General features: G+C 69.4%; 14 protein-coding genes and 7 pseudogenes. 10 read left to right on the plus strand and 11 right to left on the minus strand.

The features are described 5' to 3' along the window. Positions 1 to 46 precede the first annotated feature (46 nt). Positions 47 to 805 (plus strand): annotated as a pseudogene (locus FRZ33_RS17200) (rhomboid family intramembrane serine protease). Positions 806 to 989: 184 nt separating this feature from the next. Here FRZ33_RS17200 and FRZ33_RS03310 read toward each other — a convergent pair. Further along, the gene (locus FRZ33_RS03310; protein ID WP_146907614.1) at positions 990 to 1,217 is read right to left on the minus strand and encodes a hypothetical protein; all 228 of its coding nucleotides are present in this window, start codon (positions 1,215 to 1,217) and stop codon (positions 990 to 992) included. Between the two features lie 305 nt (positions 1,218 to 1,522). Between FRZ33_RS03310 and FRZ33_RS17560 the strand changes: the two are divergent. Further along, a pseudogene (locus FRZ33_RS17560) lies at positions 1,523 to 1,726 on the plus strand (GGDEF domain-containing protein); the annotation flags it as partial. Then, entirely contained in the window at positions 1,716 to 2,093 is a 378-nt protein-coding gene (locus FRZ33_RS15375; RefSeq protein WP_174754911.1) for a GGDEF domain-containing protein, read from the plus strand. The pseudogene FRZ33_RS17560 and the gene FRZ33_RS15375, both read left to right, overlap by 11 nt. A gap of 10 nt (positions 2,094 to 2,103) precedes the next feature. On the opposite strand, the gene FRZ33_RS16715 is transcribed toward FRZ33_RS15375, so the two are convergent. The 4 genes and pseudogenes from FRZ33_RS16715 to FRZ33_RS03325 form a co-directional block, all read right to left on the minus strand. Next, the gene (locus tag FRZ33_RS16715; protein WP_265468710.1) at positions 2,104 to 2,238 is read right to left on the minus strand and encodes a DUF2238 domain-containing protein; all 135 of its coding nucleotides are present in this window, start codon (positions 2,236 to 2,238) and stop codon (positions 2,104 to 2,106) included. Between the two features lie 34 nt (positions 2,239 to 2,272). After that, positions 2,273 to 2,395, minus strand: a pseudogene (locus FRZ33_RS17915) (DUF2238 domain-containing protein); the annotation flags it as partial. A gap of 74 nt (positions 2,396 to 2,469) precedes the next feature. Next, positions 2,470 to 2,769 (minus strand): annotated as a pseudogene (locus FRZ33_RS17920) (DUF2238 domain-containing protein); the annotation flags it as partial. 24 nt (positions 2,770 to 2,793) lie between these two features. Continuing rightward, positions 2,794 to 3,276 carry an Lrp/AsnC family transcriptional regulator gene (locus tag FRZ33_RS03325; protein ID WP_146907620.1) on the minus strand — a complete coding sequence of 161 codons (483 nt, stop codon included), beginning with the start codon at positions 3,274 to 3,276 and terminating at the stop codon, positions 2,794 to 2,796. Positions 3,277 to 3,396: 120 nt separating this feature from the next. Between FRZ33_RS03325 and phhA the strand changes: the two genes are divergently transcribed. Then, on the plus strand, positions 3,397 to 4,284 hold the full coding sequence (gene phhA / locus FRZ33_RS03330) for a phenylalanine 4-monooxygenase (protein WP_146907622.1): 888 nt from the start codon (positions 3,397 to 3,399) through the stop codon (positions 4,282 to 4,284). On the opposite strand, the gene FRZ33_RS03335 is transcribed toward phhA, so the two are convergent. Further along, the gene (locus FRZ33_RS03335) at positions 4,281 to 4,988 is read right to left on the minus strand and encodes a hypothetical protein (RefSeq protein ID WP_146907624.1); all 708 of its coding nucleotides are present in this window, start codon (positions 4,986 to 4,988) and stop codon (positions 4,281 to 4,283) included. The genes phhA and FRZ33_RS03335 overlap by 4 nt on opposite strands. A gap of 258 nt (positions 4,989 to 5,246) precedes the next feature. On the opposite strand from FRZ33_RS03335, the gene FRZ33_RS03340 reads away from it, so the two are divergent. Next, a complete protein-coding gene (locus FRZ33_RS03340; protein ID WP_146907626.1) occupies positions 5,247 to 6,272 on the plus strand; it encodes a sensor histidine kinase in 1,026 nt (341 codons plus the stop codon). Continuing rightward, a complete protein-coding gene (locus tag FRZ33_RS03345; protein WP_146907628.1) occupies positions 6,269 to 6,910 on the plus strand; it encodes a response regulator in 642 nt (213 codons plus the stop codon). Before FRZ33_RS03340 ends, FRZ33_RS03345 begins: the two co-directional genes overlap by 4 nt. On the opposite strand, the gene FRZ33_RS03350 is transcribed toward FRZ33_RS03345, so the two are convergent. Genes FRZ33_RS03350 through FRZ33_RS03360 form a run of 3 tightly spaced genes read right to left on the minus strand, consistent with a single transcriptional unit; the run spans position 6,911 to position 8,673 of the window. After that, a complete protein-coding gene (locus FRZ33_RS03350) occupies positions 6,911 to 7,426 on the minus strand; it encodes a hypothetical protein (protein ID WP_146907630.1) in 516 nt (171 codons plus the stop codon). It lies immediately after the preceding gene. A gap of 12 nt (positions 7,427 to 7,438) precedes the next feature. Beyond that, on the minus strand, positions 7,439 to 8,524 hold the full coding sequence (locus tag FRZ33_RS03355) for an MgtC/SapB family protein (protein WP_158637075.1): 1,086 nt from the start codon (positions 8,522 to 8,524) through the stop codon (positions 7,439 to 7,441). Beyond that, entirely contained in the window at positions 8,455 to 8,673 is a 219-nt protein-coding gene (locus tag FRZ33_RS03360) for a hypothetical protein (RefSeq protein WP_146907634.1), read from the minus strand. The genes FRZ33_RS03355 and FRZ33_RS03360 overlap by 70 nt, the downstream gene beginning before the upstream one ends. 88 nt (positions 8,674 to 8,761) lie before the next feature. Between FRZ33_RS03360 and FRZ33_RS03365 the strand changes: the two are divergent. From FRZ33_RS03365 to FRZ33_RS03375, 3 genes and pseudogenes are all read left to right on the plus strand, one after another. Then, a pseudogene (locus tag FRZ33_RS03365) lies at positions 8,762 to 9,773 on the plus strand (class 1 fructose-bisphosphatase). Between the two features lie 210 nt (positions 9,774 to 9,983). Next, positions 9,984 to 10,166 carry a hypothetical protein gene (locus tag FRZ33_RS03370; RefSeq protein ID WP_146907636.1) on the plus strand — a complete coding sequence of 61 codons (183 nt, stop codon included), beginning with the start codon at positions 9,984 to 9,986 and terminating at the stop codon, positions 10,164 to 10,166. Positions 10,167 to 10,168: 2 nt separating this feature from the next. Beyond that, positions 10,169 to 10,866 (plus strand): annotated as a pseudogene (locus FRZ33_RS03375) (2OG-Fe(II) oxygenase). Between the two features lie 3 nt (positions 10,867 to 10,869). Here the strand turns inward: FRZ33_RS03375 and eda are convergent. Both eda and FRZ33_RS03385 read right to left on the minus strand, forming a co-directional pair. Then, positions 10,870 to 11,508 carry a bifunctional 4-hydroxy-2-oxoglutarate aldolase/2-dehydro-3-deoxy-phosphogluconate aldolase gene (gene eda, locus FRZ33_RS03380; protein ID WP_146907638.1) on the minus strand — a complete coding sequence of 213 codons (639 nt, stop codon included), beginning with the start codon at positions 11,506 to 11,508 and terminating at the stop codon, positions 10,870 to 10,872. Continuing rightward, complete coding sequence (locus FRZ33_RS03385) at positions 11,495 to 12,514, minus strand: sugar kinase (protein WP_146907640.1); 1,020 nt, start codon at positions 12,512 to 12,514, stop codon at positions 11,495 to 11,497. Before FRZ33_RS03385 ends, eda begins: the two co-directional genes overlap by 14 nt. Positions 12,515 to 12,731: 217 nt before the next feature. Between FRZ33_RS03385 and FRZ33_RS16720 the strand changes: the two are divergent. Then, positions 12,732 to 15,547: pseudogene (locus FRZ33_RS16720) on the plus strand (TonB-dependent receptor). The last annotated feature ends 260 nt before the right edge of the window (positions 15,548 to 15,807 follow it).

Consider the following 15,807-nt stretch of genomic DNA (forward strand, 5'->3'; position numbering starts at 1 on the left):
GCTTGCAGGGCTTGCGGGGGCTCATCGCGGGCCCCATTTGCCGGGGATGGATCCCATCGAACATCAGGCCCATGCCGACGCGGTGCGCGGGCGTTTCAGGCGTGCGCTGCTGGCGAGCATGGCTTTCGTGGCGCTGCTGGGCGCGATCTTCTTCGCCGGCCCGTGGCTGGGCGACCTGCGCATGTTCGCGCTCCAGCCGCAGTCCCTTGCGGGCCTGGTGGGCGTGTTCACGGCGCCGCTGCTGCACGGTTCGGCCGGCCACTGGCTGGCCAATGCCAGCGCGCTGCTGATCCTCGGGCCGCTGGTCGGCACCGTGTATCCGCGCGCCAGCCTGCGCGCCATTCCACTGATCTGGATCGCCTCGGGCCTGGGCACCTGGGTCATCGGCCAGCCGTCCTTCCACCTGGGCGCCAGCGGGCTGACCCACGGCCTGGGCTTCCTGCTGTTCACCCTGGGCGTGCTGCGGCGTGACAAGGCGGCGATCGCGGCGGGCCTGATCGCGTTTTTTCTTCTTCGGCGGCATGCTGCTGACAGTGCTGCCGCGTGAAGTGGGCATTTATGGGAATACCACCTGTGCGGCGCGATCGCCGGCGTTGTCTCGGCCTTTCTCTGGCGCCACGCCGACCCGGAACCGCCCCGCCGCCGCTACAGCTGGGAGGAAGAACCCGAGCCGGCGGCCGAAGACGCCGAACTCGAGCTGCCGGCGCCCAGCGAGGTCCCGGTGCTGTGGCAGCGACCGCCCGACCGCAACGGCGTGGTGCTGCCCTTCCGGCCACGGGTCGGGCCGGAAACGCCTCCGGAATAAGTCGTGCTTGCGCACCCGCGCGAGCGATGAAACCCTAGCCGGATTCAGGCGCCAGGCCGCCCCGGGGAGCGGCGACGACGGATGCATTGGACCTTCGATATCCGCTCGGCCCTGCTGGTCGGCGCCCTGCTCACGGTGCTGGTGGGTGGCCTGTTGCTGCTCGCCAGCCGCAGCTTCCGCCGGCCTATCGCGAGAGCATGAACTGGTGGGTGTCCAGCACCTTCCTGCTGCCCTGCAGTTTCGTGATGCTGGTGCTTCGCGACGTTGCGCCGCCCTGGGTCGCGGTGACCCTGTCGAACACGATGATCGCGGCGAGCCTTGCCTGCGTCGCGATCGCGATCGAGGTGTTCCAGTCGCGTCCCCGCCGGCGCCTGCATCTGTGGGCGCTGGTGGCCGCGGTCGCGATCTGCACGGCCGGCCTGGGCCATGTGCTGGAGCCGGCCGCGGCCCGCCTGTCGGTGGTGGCGGGGCTGCTGGCGGCACTGCTGGCCTGCGGTTTCTGGAACCTCTACCGGCGGCCCACGCCCGACAGCCGCAGCCACCACATCCCTGGGCGTGGTGCTGGCGGTGTCGGTCGTGATCCTGGGTTACCGCGCGCTGGCGATGTTCTTCGACCCGAGCCAGGTGACCGACGTGTTCGCGCTCAGCCCGGTGCAGGTGCTCACCTATGCCGTGGGCAGCGTGCTGCCGGTGGTGGCGAGTTTCGGGTTCCTGCTGATGTGCACCGAACGCAGCCAGCGCGAACTGCGGCGCGCCGCCGGCACCGACTACCTCACCGGCTGCTTCAACCGCCGCGCGATCGAGCAGCACGGGGCCCGCGCCATTGCCGCGGCGCGCCGGCACGGCATGCCGCTGGCGGTGCTGGTCGTGGACATCGACCACTTCAAGCGCATCAACGACGAACTCGGCCATGCCGCCGGCGACCTGGCCCTGGTGCAGGCGGTCACCCGCATCCGCACCACGCTGCGCACCGAGGACATCCCTGGGCCGGCTGGGCGGCGAGGAGTTCATCGTGCTGATGCCCAATACCGACAGCGCCAGCGGCATCAGCGCCGGCGAGCGCATCCGCCAGGGGTTTTCGGCAGCGCCGCTGCGCATGGGTGGCGATCAACGCACGGTGACGCTGTCGATCGGCGTCGCGGTGCTGGCACCGGCCGACCGGCTGTTCTCGCAGCTGCTGCAGCGCGCCGACCGCGCCATGTACGCCGCCAAGAACGCCGGCCGCGACCTGGTGATGGCCGATGCGATGAGCGGTTGGGAGAGCCCGGGTACCGCGTCCCGCGAGTGAGGGTGCCCGGTCAGCGTGGCCCGGTCCCCAGCTGCCCGTTGTGCCGCCGCGACAGCAGCACCAGGGCGATCACCGCCCCGCACAGCGCCAGGAACATGTCCCACTGCGTGTCCCAGACATCGCCCCTGGGTGGCCAGGAAGGCATCAGCCTCGCCGCCCCAGACCAGGGCGGCCCACCATTCGATCATCTCGAAGAAGGCGCTGAACGACAGCGCCGCCGCGACGCACAGATAGGAAAGCCAGCCGCCCGGGTGCAGCGGGGTTTTTCGCAGCAGCAGCTCACGCGCCAGGATCGCCGGCACGAATCCCTGGGCGAAATGACCCAGGCGGTCGTAGTGGTTGCGGGCCAGGTCGAATGTTTATGGAACCACAGGCCCAGCGGCGTCAGCGCGTAGGTGTGCGCGCCACCGTAGATCAGGATCAGTGCGTGCGCGGCGAGCAGCCAGCACAGCAGGCGCGTGAGCGGAAACCGGTGCCGCGTCAGCAGCACCAACGGCAAGCCCGCCATTACCCAGATGACTTCCAGCAGCCAGGTCAGCCGGTCGTGCGGGGCGATGCCCGACCAGGCCAGGGCGCCGAGCACCAGCGCGACGAGCAGCAGGCCCTCGGGCCGCGAGGGCGTGTGGATCGTGCCGGAATCGGACATCTCTGCCTCCCGTGATATACGCACCATCATTCCACGATCGCCGGTGCGTCTGGTTCAACCCGCCAGGTGCGCCAGCGGCAGTGCGCGCGCCTGCTTCACGGTGCGCAGCACGAAGCTGGAATTGACGTCGGCGACGCCGCTGGCGTTGAGCAGGCGGTCGAGCAGGAAGCGCGAAAAATGCGCCAGGTCCTGCACCACCACGTGCAGCAGGTAGTCCATGTCGCCGGTCAGCGCGTGGCAGGCCACCACTTCGTCCCAGGCATTGATGCGTTCGGTGAATTCGGCGATCGCCGCGGCATCGTGCCGCGCCAGCTGCACGCGCACGAAGGCCTGCAGGCCCAGGCCGACCCGGGCCGGGTCGATCAGCGCGGCATAACCCGACAGCACGCCGGCCTGTTCCAGCCGCTGCACCCGGCGCAGGCAGGCGGAGGCCGACAGGCTGACCCGTTCGGCCAGTTCGGCATTGCTGATGCGGCCCTCGCGCTGCAGCAGGGCGAGCAGGGCAAGATCGGTGCGATCCAGGCTGGGAGCGTCCATTTGTGGCCTTCTTTGGCGGTATTGCACAATAATCTTGCGCCCTGACCGGATAACTGCGCAACAACGCAAGCCTCTTGCGCCGGCCCGACGCTAGACTGGTGCCAGTCCCCGGAGCCCGCCATGAATTCACCCAGCCGCGTCGAACACCAACTCACCGACAAGGGCTACGTGCCGGTCTACACCACGGCGGTGGTCGAACAGCCCTGGGGCGATTACACCGCGGTCGACCACCAGGTCTGGGCAACCCTGTTCCAGCGCCAGCGCGAGATCCTGGTCGGCCGCGCCAGTGACGAATTCCTGGCCACCCAGAAAGCCATGGGCATGACGCCCACCCGCATCCCGAAGTTCGACGAGCTCAACCCGATGCTGCGCAAGGCCACGGGTTGGGAGCTGATCGGCGTCGAGGGCCTGTTGCCGGAACTGACCTTCTTCGAACACCTGGCCAACCGGCGTTTCCCGGTCACCTGGTGGATCCGCAAGCCCGAACAGCTCGACTACCTGGCCGAACCGGATCTTTTCCACGACCTGTTCGGCCACGTGCCGCTGCTGATGAACCCGGTGTTCGCCGACTACATGCAGGCCTACGGCCGCGGCGGCGTGAAGGCGCACGCCATCGGCCCCGACGCGCTGGTGAACCTGACGCGGCTGTACTGGTACACGGTGGAATTCGGACTGATCCGCCAGCCCGACGGCCTGCGCATCTACGGCAGCGGCATCGTCTCCTCGAAGGGCGAATCGATCCACTGCCTGGAAAGCGACGCGCCCAACCGCATCGGCTTCGACCTCGAGCGCATCATGCGCACGCGCTACCGCATCGACACCTTCCAGAAAACCTACTTCGTCATCGACAGCTACGAGCAGCTGATGGACGCGACGCGGCCGGACTTCACGCCGATCTACGCGCGCCTGGCCCAGCAGGACAGCCTGCCGGCCGGTTCGGTGCAGCCGGGCGACACGGTGTACCACCGCGGCACCGGCGAAGGCTGGCTGGACGGCGGCGACGTCTAGTCGACGGCAGGCTGGCGCAGACCCTGCATCGCCGGCCGTTTCGGCAGGTACTTGCGGGTGAGCCAGCTGCCCGCGACGAACGCCACGGCCAATGGGCCGAGCCAGGCGATGTTCTGCAGGGTGGGGCCGGCGAGCATCGGCAGTATTTTCGGCAGGCCGATGCCCGGGAAGGCGATGTGGGTGGCGATGCCATTGCCAAGCATCGCCTCCAGGTGCTCCTTCATCCACCAGCGCGGGTCGGTCGGCGGCCGACGCGAGAATCGCCACATCTGCACGAAGATCGCGATGCCGATCAGCGAGAACGCGACGATCACCAGCTGCATCCGGGTCGCGCGGAACAGCCCCAGCCAGGCGACGCCCAGGCCACTGGCCAGGTTCAGCCACATCAGCCCACGGTAAACGCCTCCGGTGTAGCGGGCCCAGTCGCGCTTGTCGCGGATCGCGCGCCAACTCGTCCAGACCGCGGTCCCGGTGATCACCAGCAGGTAGGCCAGGAAAGCGCCGGACACCGGCGCGTGCGGCAGGATGATCGTCACCATCGGCAGCGCCAATGCCAGCAACGCCGCCATCGCCGACAGGAATACCTTGCCAGCGGCGCGGTGCAGGGCACTGCCCTTGCGGGCCAGCCCGGCCGTCCAGAAACTCAGCAGCGCCATGGTGCCCAGGACGACGTGCATCGCGGCCAGGATCTTGTAGATGCTCATGTCGGGTCCTCCGGTGAGGGTGCCAGTCTCCGGCCCCGGCGCTGATGGCTCAGGTGCCGGCGGTCACCGGATCGAGGTGCCGGAAGTCACCACTTGCGGCCACCGCCTTGTCGCGACTGCAACACGGACGCAAGCTGACGCCATGCAAGACCGCCCTGTCACCGGCCCCCGGCCTGGTTCTCCCCGCTCAGCCTGGCCGCCTATGCCGCCTGGGCTGCCGTCTGGTTCGGGCTGGGACACCTGACCGAAGTGGACCCGGTGCGCGGCTGGACGGCACGCGCCTGCACGATCGTGTTCCTGCTGGGCTTCATGGCCGAGGACCGGATCGGTCCCCGGCTGGGACGCCACGGATTTGCGGCGATGGCGCTGCTGTTGGCGACAATGGCCCTCGTGCCGGTGGGCCTGGCGCCGTACGGGCCGGCGCCGATCCTGCTGGTGCTGCTGTCAGCGATGCTGGCCTCGCGTTACCGGGGCCGCGAATTGTGGGTCTGGCTGGGCCTGATCAACCTGGCCCTGGGCCTGGTGATGTGGTTCACCTGGACGCGCGAGCGCTACATCGGCATAACGCTGCTGGGTTACGCCAGCTTCCAGATGTTCGCGGCCCTGGTGATGCGCTACGCCGCCCAGGCGGAACAGGCCGGCGACGCCCTGCGTGCCGCCAACGCCGATCTGCTGGCGACGCGCTCCCTGCTGGCCGAGGGCGCGCGCGACCACGAGCGCCTTCGGCTGGCGCGTGATCTGCATGACGTCGCCGGCCACAAGCTCACCGCGCTCAAGCTGAACCTGGCGGCGCTGGCGCGCGACCCGGCCGCTGGCGCCGACCCGCGCACCACTTTTTGCGCGAAGCTGGCCGACGAACTGCTGACGGACATCCGCGGCGTGGTGCAGGCGATGCGCCGAGGCGAGGGCCTGGACCTCGGCGCCGCGATCACCACCCTGGCCGATTGTTTCCCGCGTCCTAGGCTGGAACTGGAGCTGGCGCCGGATGCCCGCCCCGCCAGCCTGAGCCAGGCCGAAGCCGTGCTGCGCACGGTGCAGGAGGGCCTGGTGAACGCCGCGCGGCATTCGCAGGCGCAGACCCTGTGGGTGGTGTTGCGACGGGAAGGCGGTGAATTGCAGCTGGACCTGCGCGACGACGGCCGCGGAGTCGGCGAACTGCGCCCCGGCAACGGCCTGCGCGGCATGCGCGAGCGGCTGGAGGCGGTCGGCGGCGGCCTGCGGATCGAACGTACCGACACCGGCGGCGTGCACCTGCTCGCCAGGCTTCCGTCGGACCCGGCATGAGCCCGCGTCCGCTCAGGCTCGCACTCGCCGACGACCAGGCGCTGGTGCGCAGCGGCCTGAAGGCGCTGCTGGCCAGTTTCCCGAGCCTGGACGTGGCGATAGAGGCCGGCGACGGCCAGGCCCTGCTCGATGCGGTCACGGCGACGCCGGTGGACGTGATCCTGTCCGACATCCGCATGCCCGGGCTGGACGGTTTTGGCCTGGTGCGCACCCTGCGCGAACGCGGCGACACCACGCCCGTGGTGCTGCTGACCACCTTCGACGACGAAGCCTTGCCGCTGCGCGCGGCCGAAGCCGGGGCCCAGGGATTCCTGCTGAAGGACGCCTCGCCCGAGGACCTGTTCGAGGCGATCACGCGCGTGGCGGCGGGCGAAACCCTGCTGGCGCCGGTGCCCACCGACCCGGTGCGCGCGCGTTACGCCTACCGCGACCAGAGCGAACCCAGCGACACCTTCAGCGAACGCGAGGTGTCGATCCTGCGGCTGCTGGCGGGCGGTTATTCGAACAAGGAGATCGCGCGCGCGGTGTTCCTGTCCGAGGGCACGGTGAAGAACTACGTGTCCGAGATCCTGGACAAGCTGGGCACGCGCGACCGCACCCGCGCCGTGCTGAAAGCGATCACGCTGCGCATCATCTGATCATTCCGGCGGGGTTTCGCCGCGCGGCTCCATCGGCGGCGGCGTTTCGCGCGGGTCGTAGTACCAGTCGTTGATGTCCAGGCCCTCGGTCACGGTGCCCACCGGCGCCGCGATGGGGCGCAGGGCATGGTCGTCGCAGTCCAGCCCGCCGGTGGCGAGGCATTCACTGGCAACGCTCAGCAGGCCGGGATCGCCTGCGGCGCCGGTGTCCTGCGGCCAGGCCAGCAGCCACCACGCGCCCGGCGGCACGATCAGTTCGTAGTGCGGCTCGTTGGCAGCGGTTTTCGTGCAGTAACCGCGGCCCGGATCGGCCGGATCGATCGCGCAGACGCGCATCTCCGGCAGCTCCTCGCTCGGGTAGCTGACGCGGCCGCGCAGCATGGCCGTGGTGGGCGGCATCGGCACGGACGTTTCGGCGACGGACGCCGGTGCCTGCACCGCATCGTCCTCCGAAGCGGGCGCCATCGGCGAGCAGGCGGCCAGGCCCAGCAACAACATCATCAGGAGTGTGCGCATCGGCCTTCTCTCTCAGGTGAACAGCAATACGGCAAGCACCGCGGCCACTGCCGCACCAAGCCCGGTGCAGACCCGCAGCCCGAAAGCGCGGCCACCGCTGCTCCAGGCCACCGCGGTCTTGGCGACCCAGCTCGCGGCCAGCAGGCCCAGCAAGGTCCAGCGCGCGTCGTCGGCCGTCAGCACGCCGCCGGTGTACAGGTTGCCGACGGTGGCGACGGCCGCATGCAGTTCCGCCAGCGCCGCCAGCACGGCGGCGGTGATGGCGCCGCGCGGCCCCAGCCAGGCATTGAGCGCGGCCGAGATGAACAGCACGGCGGTGATGACCGCCGCGAATATCAAGGCATGGCTGAAGCGGAACATGCGCGTCTGCGCCGTCGGCGCCGGCACGTCGGCGCGCTCGCCACGGCGCAGGCCGAGCAGGCCGCCGGCCAGCATCACCGCACCGGCGGCGGCCAGTTCCGGCCACAAGGCCGGCAGCAGCGACGGCGACACCGCCAGCAGGATCGGCACGAACAGGCTGAGCGAGGCGAAGTTGGCCAGCATCGCCGCACCCACCGCCGACGACAGCAGCACCGGCGTCTCGCGCACCCGCTGGCCGAAGCCGGCGATGGCCGCGGTCGAGGACACGTAGCCGGCGAAAAACCCCGCCACCGCCAGCCCCCAGCGGTTGCCGGTGGCGCGCAGTGCGACGTGGCCGAGCGCGCTGATCGCCATCACCAGCACCACCAGTTTCCACAGCGTGGCCGGGTTGAAGACGTCGAAGGGCCCCGGGGTGCGGTCGGGCACCAGCGGCAGCACCACCAGGGCCGAGGCCAGCAGCACCAGGCCATCCTGCAGTTCGCGTTCGCTGAGCAGGTCGCGCGTGAGCCGGTGCAGCGGCGCCTTGGCGTACAGCAGCACGGCCACGACCACGCCGAGCGCGCCGGCCAGGGCGGGCGTCCGCATCGCCAGGCCGCCCAGCAGGCCGGTAAGCACCAGGGCGATCTCGCCGGTCAGGCCCGGGTCCAGGTCGCGGGTCTGCCGGTAGCTCAGGGCCGCGAACACGCCCAGCAGCACCAGCAGGGCCACGAACACCGCCAGCCCGAGCCACAGCGCCACCGCACCGGCCAGGGCAACGGGGCGTGGGTGCGCAGCCCGGCCACCACCGCCGCCTCGGGCTTGCGCCGCTCGCGCACGGCGCCGACCAGCAGGCCCAGGCCAAGGGCGGTGGCCAGCGAAAGCAGGGGCGCAGTATCGAAGCCGGGCATGGGCGGAATCCTACCCCGTCGCCCGGATCCGCTTGCATGGCCGGCGCGGGCCGGACAATGCGCGGGTCCCCCGCTACTCCGGAATGCCATGCAGCCCATTTCCCTCACCCGTTACCTGATCCAGGAACAGCACGCCGGCCGCATCAACGCCGACCTGCGCCTGCTGATCGAAGTCGTGGCCCGCGCCTGCAAGACCATCTCGATCGCGGTCGGCAAGGGTGCACTGGGCGGTGTGCTCGGTGATGCCGGTACCGGCAACATCCAGGGCGAGGCGCAGAAGAAGCTCGACGTGCTGTCGAACGACATCCTGCTCGAAGCCAACGCCTGGGGCGGCCACCTCGCCGGCCTGGCGTCGGAAGAGATGGACCACAGCCAGCCGATTCCCGACGCCTTCCAGCGCGGCAACTATTTGCTGCTGTTCGATCCGCTGGACGGCAGCTCGAACATCGACGTGAACATCTCGGTCGGCACCATCTTCTCGGTGCTGCGCTGCCCGGACGACGTCACCGCGCCGGGCGACGAACACTTCCTGCAGCCGGGCACCACCCAGGTCTGCGCCGGCTACACCACGTACGGCCCGAGCACGATGCTGGTGCTGACGGTCGGCCACGGCACGCATGCCTTCACGCTGGACCGCGAGGTCGGCAGCTTCGTGATGACGGCGCGCGACATCCAGATCCCGCCGGACACCCCGGGAGTTCGCCATCAACATGTCGAACCAGCGCCACTGGGAGCCGCCGATGCAGCGTTACGTCGGCGACCTGCTGGCCGGCAAGACCGGCCCGCGCGGCAAGGACTTCAACATGCGCTGGGTCGCCAGCATGGTGGCCGACGTGCACCGCATCCTGACCCGCGGCGGCGTGTTCTTCTATCCGCTCGACGCCAAGTGCCGCGACAAGGGCGGCAAACTGCGCCTGATGTACGAAGCCAACCCGATGAGCTTCATCGTCGAACAGGCCGGCGGCGCCGCCAGCACCGGCCGCCAGCGCATGCTGGAAGTGCAGCCCACCGGCCTGCACCAGCGCGTGCCGGTGATGCTGGGCTCGCGCAACGAAGTCGCCGAAGCCGTGCGTTACCACACCGAACACGACGCTGGCTGAGGTGCGTATCGTCCGCTGCCTCGTGTTGCTGCCGGCCCTGGTCACCGGTTGTACGGCGGCGCCTTCCTACAATGTCGAATACACATCGTTGTCGTCGTCGCTGTACGTGCAGGACGACAGCGGGGCCATCCGTCAGCCCCTGGGTGGCAGCACCCTCGGCATTGACGACACCTTCGGCCTGGGGCCTGATGCGATCCGGCTTTCCCCGGCATGCACTGGATCAGCGGCATCCATTGTCCTGCGCCGCCGGTGGACGTTTCCGACGACAGCGATGAGCTTGCGCGCATCGAGAGCCCTCACGGCTTCAGCGTCGGCCATGAATTCGAAATCGGCAAGGCGTACCTGCTGCGCTGCGTGGACGGCTATCCTGAGATAGTTCCCTACGAGCCGTGAACATGGGCGACTTCATCGAGGTCTACGATAACGCCCTCCCGCCCGAAGTCTGCGCGCAGCTCGTGCGCGCCTTCGAGGCCAGCGGCGCCGCGGTGCCGGGCCAGGTCGGCGGCGGCGTCCTGCCCGAGCTCAAGGACAGCCGCGACATCCAGATCACCGGCAAGCCGGAGTGGCGCGAGGCCAACAATGCGCTCAACCACGCCGTGTTCGCCGGCCTGCTGTCGTACCTGCGCAAGTACCGCTACGCGCTGATTTCGCCGCTGATGCTGCAGGTGGCGGGCGCCGACGGAAAACTGCGGCGCATCGCCGCCGACGACTTCGACACCATGGACGACGAGGCGCTGGCCAGCCTGGTGCGCGCGGTGATGCGGCCGGGCGCGATCAACCTGCAGCGTTACACCGCGGGCCAGGGGGTTATCCCTACTGGCATTGCGAACTGTATCCGCGCGACCCGGGCTGCGAGACGCTGCACCGGCACGTGCTGTGGACGATCTACCTCAACGACGGCTTCGATGCCGGCGAAACCGAGTTCCTGTACCAGGACCGCAAGATCATGCCGAAGGCGGGCAGCCTGCTGATCGCGCCGGCCGCGTTCACGCATACGCACCGCGGCAACCGGCCCGAGGGCGGCGACAAGTACATCGCCACCAGCTGGATCCTGTTCCAGCGGGCGGAGCAGATTTTTGGAACGGGCGGCTGAGTACTAGGCGCGCAGCGCCGCGGTGGCGCGGGCGAGGTGTTCTATGGCGGGCCAGTCGTGCTGTTCCAGCAGTCCCTTCGGCGTCAGCCAGGAACCGCCGATGCAGATGACGTTCGGCTGGGCCAGGAAATCGGGCGCCGTGGCCGGGCTGATGCCGCCGGTCGGGCAGAACTTTACCTGCGGGAACGGGCCGGCGAAGGACGACAGCATCGCCACGCCGCCCGCCGGGACCGCCGGGAAGAACTTGAAGGTGTCGAGGCCGGCTTCGAGTCCCGCCATCAGCTCCGAGGCGGTGGCGATGCCTGGAAGAAACGGCAGGTGATTGGCCTTGATCGCCGCCAGCAGGCGCGACGTCGCGCCGGGCGACACGCCGAAGGCGGCACCGGCGGCGCGCACGGCTTCCACCTGCGCCGCATCCAGCACCGTGCCGGCGCCGACGATCGCGCCGGGCACGTTGCGCACGATCGCGCGGATCGCGTCGAGCGCGGCGGGCGTGCGCAGCGTCACCTCGATCACCGGCAGGCCGCCGCGCACCAGCGCCGACGCGACCTGCACCGCTTCCTCGATGCTGGCGGGCGTGTAAACGGGAATGACGGGAGCGTGGCGGAGCAGGGCGCGGATCGGGCTTTCAGCGACGGACATCGAAACGGCCCTGGTTGACGAAGGAAGCGACATCATCCACGCCCAGCAGATTGAAGTCACCGGGCAGCGAGTGCTTCAGGCAGGCCGCGCCGAGACCGAAACGCAGCGCGTCGCCATCTTCCTGTCCGCTGATCAACCCGTGCAGCACACCGGCGGCGAAGGCGTCGCCGGCACCGATGCGATCCACGATCGGCGCGATCTCGTGCGAGCCGGCCTGGAACACGCGGCCGTCGCGGGTGACCAGCCGCGCCGACAGCGCGTGGTGGTCGACGCTGTGCTGGGTGCGCAGGGTCGTGGCCAGGCGGCCCAGGCCGGGGAAGGCGGCGAAGGCGGCGGCGGCCGCGGCGTCCACGCGTTTTTCGGCGCTGTCCTGGCTGAATTCGTGGCCCAGCACCACGGCCATGTCGCGGTGGTCGGCAAACAGCAGGTCGGTGTGGGCGAGGATCTGCTTCAGCAGGCCCGGCGCATCGCCGTTCCAGGCTTCCCAGAGCTTGGGCCGGTAATTGCCGTCGAAAGAGACCTTCACGCCCAGGCGGCGGGCTTCGCGGGCGGCGGCGATCGCGGCGGTGGCGGCCCGTTCGCCAGGGGCCGGGGTGACGCCGGACAGATGCAGCCAGTCGGCGCCGGCCAGCAGGGCCGGCCAGTCGTACACCGCCGGGTCGGCCAGGGCGAAGGCGGAGCCGGCACGGTCGTACAGCACCTCGCTGGGCCGGTGCACGGCGCCGGGGGTCAGGAAATACAGCCCCATGCGGCCCGGGCCGGTGCGCAGGGCGCGGGTGTCCACGCCGTGCCGGCGCAGTTCGCCGGCCGCGGCGGCACCCAGCGGGTTGTCCGGATACACGCCCACCTGGGCGCTGTCGTGGCCGAACCGTGCCAGGGAGACGGCCACGTTGGCCTCGGCCCCGCCGACGAAGACCTCGAACTGGGGCGACTGCAGCAGCATCTGGCGGCCCGGGGCCCCCAGGCGCAGCAGCAATTCCCCGAAACAGACGATGCGGCTGGGCATTACCTTTCCTTATGTGCGTGACAGGACCGGCGGGAACTGGCGTCCGGACGGCCCCGGAACAGGAGCCCGACGCAGTTGTCGCAGATCGCGAAATCTTTTGCTAGGCTCGAATGACCACCGGTGTCAGGCGAATCCTTGCCCTCGTTTGCTACCGGTGTCAATAATCAATCTGGAACTGGCTCCGAAGTCGGTCCACCATCCCTGGGAGGGGAACATCATGAAGTCGACCCATCGCGGCCCGCGGGGCCCGCTGCTTGCCGTCCTAAGTTCGGCGATCGCCGTCGCCCTCTATGCCGCGCCGGCCGTGAGCCGTGCGCAGACTGCCCCGCCGGCCGAAGAAGCCGCGGCGCAGACCTCGACAACGGGCCAGGCCGCCGCAGACGCAGCCGCTGAACAGGCCGCCAGCGATCCGACCACCCTCGACACGATCGAGGTAACCGGTTTCCGCGGCAGCCTGGACCGCGCCCTGGACATCAAGCGCGCCGAAGTCGGCACCGTGGACGCCATCGTCGCCCAGGACGTGGCCGACTTCCCCGACCTCAACCTGGCCGAGTCCCTGCAGCGCATCCCGGGCGTGGCGATCGACCGCGACGCCGGCGAGGGCCGCACCATCACCGTGCGCGGCCTGGGCCCGCAGTTCACCCGCGTGCGCATCAACGGCATGGAAGCGCTGGCCACCGGCGGCGGCACCGACAGCTCCGGCGGCGTGAACCGCGGCCGCGGCTTCGACTTCAACACCTTCGCATCGGAACTCTTCAGCGAGATGCTGGTGCGCAAGACGTCCTCGGCCGACATCGAGGAAGGTTCGCTCGGCGCCACCGTCGACCTGCGCACCGCGCGCCCGTTCGACTATGACGGCTTCACTTTCGCGGCCGGTGGCCAGATGGGCTACAACGACCTGTCGTCCGACTCGTCGCCGCGCGCGTCCGCGCTGATCAGCAACACCTGGGCCGACGACACCTTCGGCGCACTGCTGTCGGTGGCCTACACCGACCGCACCCTGGTCGAGGAAGGCCACAGCACGGTGCGCTGGGACTCCGGCACCAGCAACGGTGGCTTCGACCCGTCCTCGCCGTTCTCCGAAGCCCTGCTGCCGACCACGTTCCACCCGCGCATTCCGCGCTACGGCGTGATGGAGCACGAACAGGAGCGCCTGGGCGCCACCGGTTCGCTGCAGTTCCGCCCCAACGACCGGGCCGAGTTCGCGCTCGACGTGCTCTACTCGACCTTCGATGCCAACCGCACCGAGGATTATTTCGAAGCCGTGTCCTTCAGCCGCAGCGGCACCGGCAAGCCGGAAACGATCGTGCGCGACGGCGTGGTCGACGAGAACGGAAATCTGGTCTACGGCGTGTTCGACAACGTGGACATCCGCTCCGAGTCGCGTACCGACGTGCAGGAGACCGAGTTCCTGCAGTGGGGCCTGAGCGGCGAGTTCGAGTTCACCGACAGCCTCAAGGCCAGCGGCCTGATCGGCTCGACCCGTTCGACCTACGACAACCCGGTCCAGACCACGGTCATCATGGACAAGTTCAATGCCCAGGTTACACCTGGGACTACCGCGGCAACAACCGCCTGCCGAACTTCGACTATGGCAGTGTGGACCCGCTGGACCCGAACGGCTGGACCCTGGCCGAGATCCGCCTGCGCCCGCAGTGGGTCGAGAACGAGTTCGACAGCGCCGAGTTCGACCTGGCCTGGACCGTGGACGAATACTTCACCGTCAAGGGCGGCATCGCCTTCAAGGACTACACCTACACCTCGCGCGAATGGCGCCGCGCCTCGGAATCCGCCGTGCCGGCGCTTGACCCGGCCACGCTCGCGGCCATGCTGCGCGAGGCGGGCCTGGAGGACATCACGGTGACCGACGGTCGCTGGCTGGTGCCGGACGTCAACGCCATCAACGAACTGTTCGACATCTACGGCAACAGCGGCCTGTTCGAGGTGTTCGATACGCTTTCGGGCGTCGCCGCCAACAACCGTTCGGTCAACGAGAAGGACTTCGGCTACTACCTGCAGGGCGACTTCTCGGTGGAGCTGGGCAGCGTGCCGGTGAACGGCAATATCGGTATCCGCCACGTGCGCACCGAACTGACCAGCGACGGTTCCTCCTTCGTCGGCGGCGTGCCGGTGCCGACCCGCGTCGAGCACGAATACAGCGACACGCTACCGTCCATGAACCTGGTCGCCGAACTCACCCCCGACTTCCTGGTGCGCGTTTCCGCGGCCAAGGTGATGGCGCGCCCGAACCTGGGCTTCCTCAACCCCGGCGCCACGGTCACGGTCAGCGGCGGCGCGCGCACCGTCACCACCGGCAACCCCAAGCTGGATCCGTTCCGCGCCAGCACGGTCGACCTGAACCTGGAGTGGTACTTCGCCGAGGGTTCGCTGCTGGGCCTGGGCGTGTTCTACAAGGACATCGACAGCTACATCCAGACCTCGCGCGAGACCCGTCCGTACAACACCTCGGGCCTGCCGGATTCGCTGCTCGACGGCACCGGCGCCGTGCCGACCGACGAGTTCGACTTCACCCAGCCGCTCAACACCCCGGGTGGCGACCTGCTCGGTTACGAGCTGAACTACCAGCAGCAGTTCAAGAGCCTGCCGGGCGCCTTCAGCAATCTCGGCGTGCAGTTCAGCTACACCTACGTCGACTCGGAGATCCAGTACCTGAGCTCGTCGGGCGCACCGTCGGCGAAGGGCCCGATGGTCGGCCTGTCCGAGAACTCGTACAGCGGTACGCTGTACTACGACGACGGCCGCTTCTCCGCCCGCGTGTCCACGGCCTACCGCGACGAGTACCTGACCACGATCCCCGGCCGCAACGGCAACGACGTCGAAGGCACCGAGGAAACGATGACGGTGGATGCGTCGGTGGCCTGGAACATCAACGACCAGTGGCAGGTTTCGCTGGAGGGCCTGAACCTCACCGACGAGTGGAACGACCAGTGGGTCAGCTCGACCGGCGACCGTGCCAGCGTCTACACCCACACCGGCCGGCAGTACCTGCTGGGCGTGCGCTACAAGTTCTGAGCGCCCGCGCCGCGCGGCACCGGGACGGCCTCTCTCCGCCGTCCCGGTGCCGATGCGGCGCCTTCCGGGAAACGCATCCATGTTGCGCAGATCCTTCCTCGGCGCCGGGTTGGCCGTGGCCACCCTGGCGGCCTGCCCTGCAGCGCGCGCGGCGCGCCCGCCGACCGGCTTCGATGCGCTGGTGCGTGCCGACGGGCGCGGCAGCCACCGCACGATCGCCGCGGCGGTCGCCGATGCTCCGGCCGATGGCCGGCGGCCGT

The organism is Arenimonas daejeonensis (assembly GCF_007993735.1).
GTDB lineage: Bacteria > Pseudomonadota > Gammaproteobacteria > Xanthomonadales > Xanthomonadaceae > Arenimonas > Arenimonas daejeonensis.

Bases quoted from the DNA above. Each gene is read 5' to 3' on its own strand.
- FRZ33_RS03350 (WP_146907630.1), bottom strand. From the start codon at position 7,426: ATGCGCACACTCCTGATGATGTTGTTGCTGGGCCTGGCCGCCTGCTCG.
- FRZ33_RS03385 (WP_146907640.1), bottom strand. From the start codon at position 12,514: ATGCCCAGCCGCATCGTCTGTTTCGGGGAATTGCTGCTGCGCCTGGGG.
- FRZ33_RS03370 (WP_146907636.1), top strand. From the start codon at position 9,984: ATGCACTGGATCAGCGGCATCCATTGTCCTGCGCCGCCGGTGGACGTT.
- FRZ33_RS03325 (WP_146907620.1), bottom strand. From the start codon at position 3,276: ATGGACGCTCCCAGCCTGGATCGCACCGATCTTGCCCTGCTCGCCCTG.
- FRZ33_RS16715 (WP_265468710.1), bottom strand. From the start codon at position 2,238: ATGCCTTCCTGGCCACCCAGGGGCGATGTCTGGGACACGCAGTGGGAC.
- phhA (WP_146907622.1), top strand. From the start codon at position 3,397: ATGAATTCACCCAGCCGCGTCGAACACCAACTCACCGACAAGGGCTAC.
- eda (WP_146907638.1), bottom strand. From the start codon at position 11,508: ATGTCCGTCGCTGAAAGCCCGATCCGCGCCCTGCTCCGCCACGCTCCC.
- FRZ33_RS03360 (WP_146907634.1), bottom strand. From the start codon at position 8,673: ATGCCCGGCTTCGATACTGCGCCCCTGCTTTCGCTGGCCACCGCCCTT.
- FRZ33_RS03335 (WP_146907624.1), bottom strand. From the start codon at position 4,988: ATGAGCATCTACAAGATCCTGGCCGCGATGCACGTCGTCCTGGGCACC.
- FRZ33_RS15375 (WP_174754911.1), top strand. From the start codon at position 1,716: ATGCCGCCGGCGACCTGGCCCTGGTGCAGGCGGTCACCCGCATCCGCA.
- FRZ33_RS03345 (WP_146907628.1), top strand. From the start codon at position 6,269: ATGAGCCCGCGTCCGCTCAGGCTCGCACTCGCCGACGACCAGGCGCTG.